General features: G+C 57.4%; 12 protein-coding genes. 8 read left to right on the forward strand and 4 right to left on the reverse strand.

Going from position 1 to position 9,779, the window contains the following annotated elements; genetic code table 11:
* Positions 1-29: 29 nt before the first annotated feature.
* From ACMGFE_RS23435 to ACMGFE_RS23450, 4 genes are all read right to left on the reverse strand, one after another.
* Complete coding sequence (locus tag ACMGFE_RS23435; RefSeq protein ID WP_436927687.1) at positions 30-1,199, reverse strand: CBS domain-containing protein; 1,170 nt, start codon at positions 1,197-1,199, stop codon at positions 30-32.
* 323 nt (positions 1,200-1,522) lie between these two features.
* Positions 1,523-2,551 (reverse strand): sodium:calcium antiporter, encoded by a 1,029-nt coding sequence (locus ACMGFE_RS23440; protein WP_436927688.1) that lies wholly within the window; start codon positions 2,549-2,551, stop codon positions 1,523-1,525.
* Positions 2,552-2,660: 109 nt separating this feature from the next.
* Positions 2,661-2,903, reverse strand: coding sequence for an amphi-Trp domain-containing protein (locus ACMGFE_RS23445; RefSeq protein WP_436927689.1), 243 nt, complete (start codon positions 2,901-2,903; stop codon positions 2,661-2,663).
* A gap of 6 nt (positions 2,904-2,909) precedes the next feature.
* A complete protein-coding gene (locus ACMGFE_RS23450) occupies positions 2,910-3,329 on the reverse strand; it encodes a CBS domain-containing protein (RefSeq protein ID WP_436927690.1) in 420 nt (139 codons plus the stop codon).
* 131 nt (positions 3,330-3,460) lie between these two features.
* Between ACMGFE_RS23450 and ACMGFE_RS23455 the strand changes: the two genes are divergently transcribed.
* The 8 genes from ACMGFE_RS23455 to ACMGFE_RS23490 form a co-directional block, all read left to right on the forward strand.
* Positions 3,461-4,288: a helix-turn-helix transcriptional regulator gene (locus ACMGFE_RS23455; RefSeq protein ID WP_436927691.1), complete on the forward strand. Its 828-nt coding sequence runs from the start codon at positions 3,461-3,463 to the stop codon at positions 4,286-4,288.
* Between the two features lie 222 nt (positions 4,289-4,510).
* Positions 4,511-4,696 (forward strand): DUF1059 domain-containing protein, encoded by a 186-nt coding sequence (locus tag ACMGFE_RS23460; RefSeq protein WP_436927692.1) that lies wholly within the window; start codon positions 4,511-4,513, stop codon positions 4,694-4,696.
* Between the two features lie 16 nt (positions 4,697-4,712).
* Positions 4,713-5,789 (forward strand): class I SAM-dependent methyltransferase, encoded by a 1,077-nt coding sequence (locus tag ACMGFE_RS23465; protein ID WP_436927693.1) that lies wholly within the window; start codon positions 4,713-4,715, stop codon positions 5,787-5,789.
* 385 nt (positions 5,790-6,174) lie between these two features.
* Positions 6,175-6,780 (forward strand): OsmC family protein, encoded by a 606-nt coding sequence (locus ACMGFE_RS23470; RefSeq protein WP_436927694.1) that lies wholly within the window; start codon positions 6,175-6,177, stop codon positions 6,778-6,780.
* A 13-nt stretch (positions 6,781-6,793) separates the two neighbouring features.
* On the forward strand, positions 6,794-7,561 hold the full coding sequence (locus ACMGFE_RS23475) for a methyltransferase domain-containing protein (protein WP_436927695.1): 768 nt from the start codon (positions 6,794-6,796) through the stop codon (positions 7,559-7,561).
* A 5-nt stretch (positions 7,562-7,566) separates the two neighbouring features.
* Complete coding sequence (locus ACMGFE_RS23480) at positions 7,567-8,064, forward strand: hypothetical protein (RefSeq protein ID WP_436927696.1); 498 nt, start codon at positions 7,567-7,569, stop codon at positions 8,062-8,064.
* Between the two features lie 944 nt (positions 8,065-9,008).
* Positions 9,009-9,419 (forward strand): DUF8147 domain-containing protein, encoded by a 411-nt coding sequence (locus tag ACMGFE_RS23485; RefSeq protein WP_436927697.1) that lies wholly within the window; start codon positions 9,009-9,011, stop codon positions 9,417-9,419.
* Between the two features lie 2 nt (positions 9,420-9,421).
* The coding region (locus ACMGFE_RS23490; RefSeq protein WP_436927698.1) for a hypothetical protein at positions 9,422-9,779 on the forward strand (358 nt) is incomplete at its 3' end.

Genomic DNA, 9,779 nt, shown 5'->3' on the forward strand with positions numbered 1-9,779 from the left:
ATAAACACTGCCGACGATTATAACGACCCTCAGTGGAAACCAGGTTCGGAGGTCGGCTGGCCGAGTGTCCGCGGTTGGCCGCCGCTTTGGATGACGTTGAACGCCCGCATCATGTCTGTCCGGGAAATGATCCCAACAAGGTCACCAGCCCCGTTGACGACCGGCAAGCGGCCAACACCGTTCTGCTGCATCTGCTGGAAGGCGGTCATAGCGTCGGCATCGGGGGTGATCGTATGGAGGTCGATTGACATCACATCCTCGACGCGATATGCGTCTCGTTCGACTTCCTCGATAGCACCTGCATCGTCTAGCGTCACCATTCCAACGAGGTCACCGTTTCGCACCACCGGATAGCCGATATGGCGTTCGGTAAACATCCGCGCCAGAAGGTCGGAGATGGTGGTATCCTCAGAAACAGTCCTGAGATTCTCTTTGGACGTCATCACGTCGTTGACAGTGATGTCTTCGAAGGCCGCCTTGATCGTGGTCTGTTGGGCCTCACCGGAGGCGGCGATGTAGATGAAAAACGCCAACAAAATGAGAAACCAGTTGGTGAACAACCCGAGAAGACCAATGCCGAACGCGAACAGTTTCCCGACAGCTGCGGCCTGTTGGGTTGCCTTTGCGTGTGGTTGGTTTCGCGCGAGGAGCGCGCGGAGAATACGTCCGCCATCCATCGGGAAGCCGGGGAGTAGATTGAACGCAGCGAGTACGATATTCAAGATTGCGAGATATCCGAAGACGAACCGTGCTGCGTCAACACTCGACGGGAGACTTATGAATGCTACGTAGGAGCCCACCCCGAGGAGGACGCTCACGACCGGGCCAGCGATAGCGATCACCAGCTCATGACGCCAGTCTTCTGGAAACTCGGTGAAACTTGCCACGCCGCCGAGTAACCAGAGCGTGATCGAATCGATTTCGTACCCGTATCGGAGTGCGACTAACGAGTGGCCGAATTCGTGTAGCAGGACGCCGGTAAACAATCCCAGAGCCGAGGCCAGTCCGAGTATCCACGGGAGGTTCCCTTCCGTCAATTGGTCGGGGTCCATCGTCGCTCCAAGTGTTTCGTTGATCACCGTTACTAGTTCAGCGATGTCCCCGGCAATGAACAGAGCAAAGAGCGGGAGAACGATCAGAAAGGTCCAGTTGAGCCTGACCGGGATACCAAACGCCGAACCGATTCGGAACCCTCGCATACGTGTGTCATTGCCAACCGACCACATTAAAACAGCCTGTTGGCCAGTACGACTGGCGTCAGTACAGTGGCTAGCGTTTTCGCAAGGAACCTGCAAATGTCTTTGTCATCAATACGTGAAAGGGCGTCAAAACATGGCGTTGTGGCTCGATGGCAACGGTGTAGAAGTATGAATCGTCCACGTTGACTGGTGCTATTCTGGGAGTTCTACGCCAGTGCAGATACCGAAGACTGAGGAGCGCCACCTGACTTTATTTAATTTCCGATATAACAATTTGTATGTCAATTTCTATGGAGACTCCAGAACCATCAAAGACGGTAATCTCACGTAAATATGAGAACGATACCAGATACATAGATAAGGAAAATCAGATAGCTCTCGGTTCCGACATCTGTCCCAAAATCCTCGGTTTCTCGACGGATCAACATAATCATCAGGACGCTGCTCATGAGGATGGCCACCCCAGTTAGAAACGGCACTTCAGGACTTACGTCCCTGTAGATCGGGGCGGCTGAATAGGCGAGGTCACCAAGCGCGATCATGAGTGTATCGAACACGTTTCCTCCGATGATATCTCCGATTGCCAGCGCGACTGCACCTCGTTTGACGGCTGAAACGGCTGTGACCAGTTCGGGTATCGATGAGGCGATGGCCATTCCCGTCATCCCCATGAGCATCGGAGAGGTTCCTGTCTCCGTGACTAGACTCTGTCCACTGTACGATATCAACCACCCAGCCCCGCCGATGAGTCCAGCGATCACGAGATACTCTCCGAAAAGGCCCAGTGATAGGAGCGAGTCACGACGAGTACGTTTGGACCCGGAACGAGTATCCTTCGGAGTGGTCTGCCCAGATAACCGGCGAGCATACCACTTCGGTTCGACTTCAGATGTCTGAATCATACGAAATCCGAGGAATACAGCGGTAACGAGAACGAAGGTCGCTGGGTGAATACCGAAGATGGTGAGCACGGTGGGGACCAGCATGGCCAGTAACGCGAGCGTCAACAGGAACAACAGGATCGCTAGTTGCATGAGGCTCGCGGACGCCGTCACCTCTTCGCTGAGCGGTCCGCGTCGCATCACGACGTCCGCAACGGCGATGAACACGGTCTGCGCTGCGATTCCACCAACCGCATTGCTTACTGATAACGTGGCTTGCCCACCGAGAGCTGTATCGAACGAAATAATAATACCGGGCAGCGAGGTACTCGCTCCCAGAAGGATCATCCCACCGAGCGACTGTCCGATGCCGACGGCATCGGCGAGGTCCTCTGCGAGGCGGCTGAGCCGGGGACCAGTAGCTAAGATAACGATGGCTCCCAGCACAAAGAGCCCGATTTCCTCCCACATAGTGCGCCTTTACGCATTCAAAAAGTAAATACAAAAATTCTCACTTACGTAGAGGATTGCCGACGTAGTGGAGGGAAAATACAGGTGAGTATCGACCACAAAAAGAGCGTTACTTTGTCCACCTAATTTCGTATTCGAGTTCGTATCGCTCGTCTCCGGTTTCCGAATTGGTGAGTCGTTCAAGTTCGACCTCGAATCGAGGACTCTCCGGAACAGTCACGGTCTGGTCTTCCGTATCGCTCGTTAACTGGACGTCCCCCGATTCGATCTGATCTGCAGCGTCGCGTAACGCTCCAGCGATCTCCGTCCTCGTGACCTGTTCCTCGGTTTTGAATAGGACTTCTTCTGGCATCGATAGTTAGTACTCGGGGCGCTGAGCTCGGATGATGTTACCGAGGTGTTGTTGTTCGTCGGCGAGTAGCTCAGTCATGTCATCAGCGGTAATGATTCCGACAAGCGTATCACCCTCACAGATGGGGAGCCGCCGAATCCCGTGGTCAGCCATCAGGTTCGCCGCCTCGTAGAACCCATCGCCGGGCTCGGCTGTATAGAGATCGGTGGTCATCACGTCTTCAGCAGTCTGATCGGTCGGATCGACTTGTTCTCCGAGGACGCGAACGGTCAGATCCCGATCCGTGACGATTCCCACAGGTGTCTCATCGTTCGTGATTACGACACTCCCGACGTTCTCCTCGTCCATGGTCGCTGCGAGGTCGGTGACAGGGGTTTCAGGAGAAGCTGTGACAGCGTCGCTCCGGGCAAGGTCTTCGATTGGCATTGGATTTCACCCATAAGAATCTACGGACAGAACCGTATTAAAGATCATTAACGTTTCCCATTAGGTTGGAATTAGGGATTCTACTGCCCGAAACACAAAATCGTTATCACGCTCGTGTGTGAAGATCACACATGGACCACGATGGCATACCGCTCAAAGATACGGAGTCACCCATCGGTGACATCGCGTATCTCACGCGGTCCGAACACCGCGTCCCGACACTCGTCGCGTTAACAGAGCGTCCACGGAGTCGCTCTGAACTCTGTGAGTTGGCCGGTGTTTCGTCTTCCACGATACGGCGGACGTTAGTCGAGTTCGAAGACAGGGTCTGGGTCCGCAAAGACGGCTACCAGTACACAGCGACCAGGCTCGGTGAGGTGGTCGCTTCAGGGATGGAGGACCTGATCGGACAGGTCGAAACAGAGAGAAAATTGCGTGACATCTGGCACTGGCTTCCAGATGAGGTCAGTGAGTTTCCAATCGAGACGTGGGAAGCGATGACCGTCACCGTGGCCGAACCCGATTCACCGTACCGCCCGATCGACCGGTTCGAGTCGCTTCTCACGGAGACGAACGAACTTCGATTAATTCGTCCGGAAATTGCCTTGATGGAGCCGTGCTTCGAGGTTCTCGTTCAACTGATCGATGAGGGAGTTGACGTCGTCTTGGTGGCTCGACCAGAGAGCCATACGTACTTCCTTTCGACGTACCCGGAGCGTAGCGTAGAAATGATGCAGCAGGACAATTTCACCGTTCTGGAGCACGATGCGCTCCCCCGCTGTGGAACCGGTCTCTTCGACGAACGTGTCGCCATCAGCTGTTACGAACAGGAGAGTGGGACGGTCCACGTATTGATCGACACCGACGTCGCGGCTGTCCGCGAGTGGGCGCAGTCGGTCTTCGAAACGCACACGTCAGCGGCGAAGCCAGTCGAACCTCCACAGAATGGGGACTTCTGATTTTATAGCTGGATCTGATCGATGGGTAGATCGCTGTAATCTCGGCTCGTTCCGCAGGGTTCGTATCGGAGGGGGACGGAGGACGCTCGGCCCCGACTGTCCTCGGGTTGCAGGGGGTGCTGATTTTGCAGTGGCTGCCAGGCCAGCAGTTCCTGCCGAACTATCACGAATTACCTACAGTATCTCTGCCGTCGTATCGTCGCTGGCAGGGAGGCAATCCACATGACTGACGACCAGCCACACGCACACAGGCTCGATTGTGAAGCGGCAGCAGCCGATTGCCGGTTCATCGTTCAATCAGAAGACGAAGAAGAAGCGATCCAGCTGGCGAAAACGCATATGAGCGACGTTCATGGACGCGACTACACGGAGGACGAACTCCGGAGTGAACACCTGAAGAACGTATAACTACGGAACCGAACAGATGTCCTCAGAAACCCAAGCAGACTCGATCAACGAAGAAAGACTGAACGAGCTCGTGGAAACGTCACTCGTCGACCTCGGCGCGACGGTCCACGCCGCTCTGGCCATCATCGGCGATGAGCTCGGGCTCTATGCGGCGCTGGACGAGGCTGGACCGCTCACGTCCGTCGAGCTGGCCGAGCAAACCGATACTGCCGAACGCTACGTCCGCGAATGGCTTCGCTCGCAGGCTGCGGGCGAGTACGTGACGTACGACCCCGATACCGACCGCTACGATCTTACCCCCGAGCAGGCGTACGTGTTAGCCGACAAGGACAGTCCGGTGTTCATGCCGGGCGCGTTTCAGCTCGTTTCGTCGTTAGCCAAAATCGAACCCGACATTCGTGAGGCGTTTCGCACGGGCGAGGGCGTCGGCTGGCACGAACACGACGAAGACGTGTTCCACGGCACCGAACGCTTCTTCGGTCCGGCCTACGGGAACTTCCTCCTCGATTGGATCGAGGCACTCGACGGGGTAGCCGAGACGCTGGAAGCGGGCGGGCGAATCGCCGATGTCGGCTGTGGCCACGGTGCTCCGACGATTCGCATGGCCGAAGCGTATCCCGATGCAACGGTCGTCGGTGTCGACTATCACGAGGCGTCGATCGAGGTGGCGCGCGAGCGAGCAGAAACGACAGGTGTCGCCGACCGCGTCGACTTCGAGGTCGCAACCGCCAGGGAGTACGACGGTGCCGACTACGATCTCGTGACGATGTTCAACTGCTATCACGATATGGGCGACCCCGTCGGCGTGGCGTCACACGTCAGAGAGACGCTGGCCGGCGACGGTACCTGGATGATCGTCGAACCGTATGCGGATGACCGAGTCGAAGCCAACCTCACCCCGTTTGGTCGTCTGGCGTACTCGATATCGACCGTGGCTTGTACACCGAACTCGCTAAGTCAGGAGGTCGGCTACGGGATGGGCGCACAAGCGGGGGAGGAACAGACGCGGGAGGTCGTCATCGAGGGTGGGTTCACGCGATTCCGCCTGGCCGCCGAGACGAAGACGAGTCTCGTCTTCGAAGCGAAGCCGTAGTCAACCATCTGGTCGAGTGACTTTCGGCCTTCATTTTCGGACAACAACGACCTCTAAGGTGTCACCTGTCTAACCGGCATCACGTAGTTCGTGACGTTCGTCGACCATTCCATCCCGAAGCGAACTGAAGTACCGGACGTGCTGTTTACTCGCTTTCCCTCTGCAAAGATCAAAGGCAGATGACGGAGATGGAAATGGTACGTTCGCAGGCAGTCTGGTCGACGCCTGCAGAAATACACGGGAATACAGTCGGCCAATGCCGCCTTCAGATCGCAGGTGGTGGTTGTTTTTCAACGACTGCGAAGACAGCAGTCCCTGGCGAAATGTCATAAACTAACTACAGTATCTTCGCCGTCGTAGCGTCGCTGGCAGGGAGGCAATCCACATGACTGACGACCAGCAAACCGCACATGGCGTCGACCTCGAAACACTCGAAGGGTTCGCCGCACACGCAGCAGAGAATCCCGAAGCCGTCCAACTCGGACTCGGGGCGTCCGCGACCTATGAGGGGACGGCCGCCCACAGCCTGGCGAAGATCGATAGCTACGATCTCGGGGGTGAGACGATCGCACGTGAGACGCGCGAATACACGATACCGTACGGCGGCTGGAAGGAAGTGTTGGACGCTGGTGGGTGGATCGGTGCGACCGACCGGATGGAGCCGATCGAAGCGGCGCTGTCGGCGCTGGCCGCCTGTATCAACGTCGGCATCACCATCAACGCCGCTGCCAACGGAGTGAACGTCGATCACCTCCAGACCCGCGTCCGAACCGACTTCGATCCAGCGGTTCTCTTCAGCCTCGAGGAACTCAAAGCGGCCGACTCGGTCTTCGAGAACCTGACCGCCGAAGTCGAGATCGACGGCGAGGCTCTCGATCAGGACCAGATCGACGAGTGGGCACGGCGTGCACCCGTCTACACGCTCGTCTCGCTCGGCCAGGACATCGAGATGGCCGTCAATACGCCCACCGAGGTGGCGGGAGACGACTAACTGGTGAGCAGCAATGAGTGAATCCCTCGATACGGACAAGCTCGAACACCAGGTGAAGTCGATGTACCGGGACGTCGCTGAATCGGCCGACGCGGCGTTCCACTTCGAGACGGGTCGCGAGCTCGCCGAACGCCTCGGCTACGACCCCGACGACCTCAGATACGTTCCGGACGCGGCGATCGACTCGTTCGCGGGTGTGGGTTACTTCTTCGACCTGGCGGAACTCGAACCGCGTGAACGGGTGCTCGACCTCGGGAGTGGTTCCGGAATGGATGCGTTCGTCGCCGGGCTGCACGTCACTGAGACCGGGACAGTGACGGGGATCGATATGACCGACGAGCAGGTCGAGCAGGCGAGTGTCCACGCAGCAGACGGCGGCTTCGGTAACGTCTCCTTCCGCCAAGCGTACATCGAGGACCTCCCGTTCGAGGACGCCTCGTTCGACGCGGTGATATCGAACGGCGTGATCAACCTCTCCGCCGAGAAAGAGACGGTCTTCGCGGAGGCGAGTCGGGTGCTCAAACCGGGTGGGCGATTGGCTCTATCCGACATCGTCAGTGAACAACAGCTGCCCGAGAGTATCAAGTCCGACGCGGATCTGTGGGCTGCCTGTATCGGTGGTGCCGAACAGATCGACAGTTACACCACGTTCGTCGAAGCTGCTGGCTTTTCAGTGACGGAGATCCGAGAGAACGCACAGTACGAATTCATCTCGGAGCGGGCGGCCGACGCGTGCGAGAAGTACGGCGTCAAGAGCATCTCACTCGCGGCAACCAAGTGATTACTATGGCGACAGATAAATCAGTCGTGGACGAACGAGGAGAACAGGTCCAGTACGAGTCACGGCTCCGGAACGGCGCACTGTTGATGGCACTCGCCGGGATCGCGTTCGTCGGCTACGGTCTCGTGTTTCTCGTGTTGAATTTCGTGGGGAGTGGCTTCGAACTCGGCGTCAGCACGCTGGCCGGGATGACGAGCGCCGATCTCGATCCGACGGTGGCCTACTACATCAGCCACCTCCACGTCGCGACCGCAGCCTTCATCATCTCGACGGGCATCGCCGTCGCGGCCCTCTCGTGGTACGGCGTGCGCCAGCGGCTCACGTGGGCGTGGGCGACGGCGATCGTCAGCGCCGTCGTCGGCCTGGCGCTCGCGTTACCGATGCACTGGACCGGAGATGCGTTCGCTCACGATTGGGTGACGCATCTCGGTCCGATCTACCTGGCGACGATCGTCTTCGTCGTCGGAGTGGTACTGTCGTACCGGGGAGTCCAGGCTCGGTAGTCGACCTGGTCGAATCCTGCCCTCATTTATGAGTTCACTATCGGGCGTCGTACTGCATACCGGCCAGGGGATGAGCCTCGAGGCGTACGTGTTTCGAGTGGCCTTTCATCTACTCGCCATCGTCGGCATTGCTGTGGCCATCCACTGGTTCGTCCGAGCGATCGAAACCATCAGTTCAGAAATCGGCAGGTGGGGAGGAATCGATGACAACGAACCCTGAATCCCGATGGACTTCTGACGCGTCCGCAAGAACCCCTGTCACCTGGGCCCCGATCCACTGAGAAACGCGGCCCCGATTTCCATGTGAATCGCCTCTTCAATGCGAAATTCGCGCTTTGTCTCTCGTCCGGCGCTCATCAGTGTATTTGAAAGGAATTCACAGATCAATACTGTTGAACGACTAGCAGTTCGCAGATGTCGTGACCGCACAGCAGTTGGTGACTTCTCGGGAACCGGTGTTCTTCACTCGGAAACTACTCGCAGCACAGATGCTGTCTGGCTCCGGCTAAATCGGCCATTCGAGCTCAGAGCAGCGGGAAGCTTGAACCGGTTACTGACACTCTTCAGTGGCTATTTGGGGGTGAGACGGGATTCTCCTTCTATGGATAGTGGTGTGAAAGCGCTCGTAACCGGCTGTGTCGCATTCATCGTTGTCACGTCGGTCGCCTTTCTACTCAATGAAGACAGAAGCCGTATCGATGCGCTGACAATCGGTGGCTTGACGGGCGGGGCAATCGCTCTCAGTGTGTGGATTGCGGCGTGGCGAAACGCCACACAGAGTGACGCCACCAGTTACTGACGCTGGCGATTACTGAAGAGGGCTACGGATATCCGCGTGTTCAACCCTTGGCAGTACTGATTGTCGAGGATCACTCGATTTCTCACGTCTATGTTCGGCGTGACAATAGTGCTGATTTATGTGATCACGAAGAGTATCTTCTGTGATGGACTTCAAATCAGTCTTACTGGCGCTCGTGTCTGGTCTCGCTATCTTCCTCGTCGTCGGAGTGGCCGTCACCGAACTCGCCCAATCGTGGATCGAGTTCTCGCTCTTCCTCGGTATCCCCGCCGGCCTTGCGACCGGAGCAGTAACTGCTGCCGCGGTGTATCTCGGACTAGCCGACGACGCTCCGGTGGGTCGCCGGCGTATTGCAGGTGCCTTCGCCGCTTTCGGCGTCGGTTTCATCGTCTCCTTCGTCGTCCTCGGTTGGATCGTGGACATCGGCGTAACTACTGCGATCATCATTTCGGTTTTCGTCGCACTCGTAATTGCCGCTGTGGCGTACCTCCGTGGCCCGAAAGAGTTGACTGCGACAATCGGCGACGATGGCGACACTCCGAGCGGGGCTAACTGATAATGGAACGGACACTCGAGCGGATAGACGTGGTCTCCCTGGCGAAAGTCGTCGGGGTCATCGGCCTCCTGTGGGGAGTCATTCTTGCGATCACGTGGCTCGTAACAGGCGCTCTCGGCGGTCCATTTCCCGGGATGAGTGAACTACTGGCCTCGATTGTTGGGAGCCTTTTCTCCGGGATCATCGTCGGTGGGATTACTGCCATCTTATACAACGCAGCGACGAGTCTTATCGGTGGTCTGGCTCTGGTGAATCGCTGTACGGCGTTGGCTTCGACCGTCAGAACTAGGAAAGTGAAGCGGGAAATCGCCGATGCCTATGTCGAAGATCTCCCGCTTCACGAAGAAAGCGGTTCAGTTA

Source organism: Halosimplex amylolyticum (assembly GCF_051414035.1).
In the GTDB taxonomy this organism is placed as follows: Archaea; Halobacteriota; Halobacteria; order Halobacteriales; family Haloarculaceae; genus Halosimplex; species Halosimplex amylolyticum.

What these genes read in the sequence shown, in the direction of transcription:
- ACMGFE_RS23450 (WP_436927690.1), bottom strand. Translation starts at nt 3,329, where the DNA reads ATGCCAATCGAAGACCTTGCCCGGAGCGACGCTGTCACAGCTTCTCCT.
- ACMGFE_RS23440 (WP_436927688.1), bottom strand. Translation starts at nt 2,551, where the DNA reads ATGTGGGAGGAAATCGGGCTCTTTGTGCTGGGAGCCATCGTTATCTTA.
- ACMGFE_RS23455 (WP_436927691.1), top strand. Translation starts at nt 3,461, where the DNA reads ATGGACCACGATGGCATACCGCTCAAAGATACGGAGTCACCCATCGGT.
- ACMGFE_RS23460 (WP_436927692.1), top strand. Translation starts at nt 4,511, where the DNA reads ATGACTGACGACCAGCCACACGCACACAGGCTCGATTGTGAAGCGGCA.
- ACMGFE_RS23480 (WP_436927696.1), top strand. Translation starts at nt 7,567, where the DNA reads ATGGCGACAGATAAATCAGTCGTGGACGAACGAGGAGAACAGGTCCAG.
- ACMGFE_RS23445 (WP_436927689.1), bottom strand. Translation starts at nt 2,903, where the DNA reads ATGCCAGAAGAAGTCCTATTCAAAACCGAGGAACAGGTCACGAGGACG.
- ACMGFE_RS23465 (WP_436927693.1), top strand. Translation starts at nt 4,713, where the DNA reads ATGTCCTCAGAAACCCAAGCAGACTCGATCAACGAAGAAAGACTGAAC.
- ACMGFE_RS23475 (WP_436927695.1), top strand. Translation starts at nt 6,794, where the DNA reads ATGAGTGAATCCCTCGATACGGACAAGCTCGAACACCAGGTGAAGTCG.
- ACMGFE_RS23435 (WP_436927687.1), bottom strand. Translation starts at nt 1,199, where the DNA reads ATGCGAGGGTTCCGAATCGGTTCGGCGTTTGGTATCCCGGTCAGGCTC.
- ACMGFE_RS23485 (WP_436927697.1), top strand. Translation starts at nt 9,009, where the DNA reads ATGGACTTCAAATCAGTCTTACTGGCGCTCGTGTCTGGTCTCGCTATC.
- ACMGFE_RS23470 (WP_436927694.1), top strand. Translation starts at nt 6,175, where the DNA reads ATGACTGACGACCAGCAAACCGCACATGGCGTCGACCTCGAAACACTC.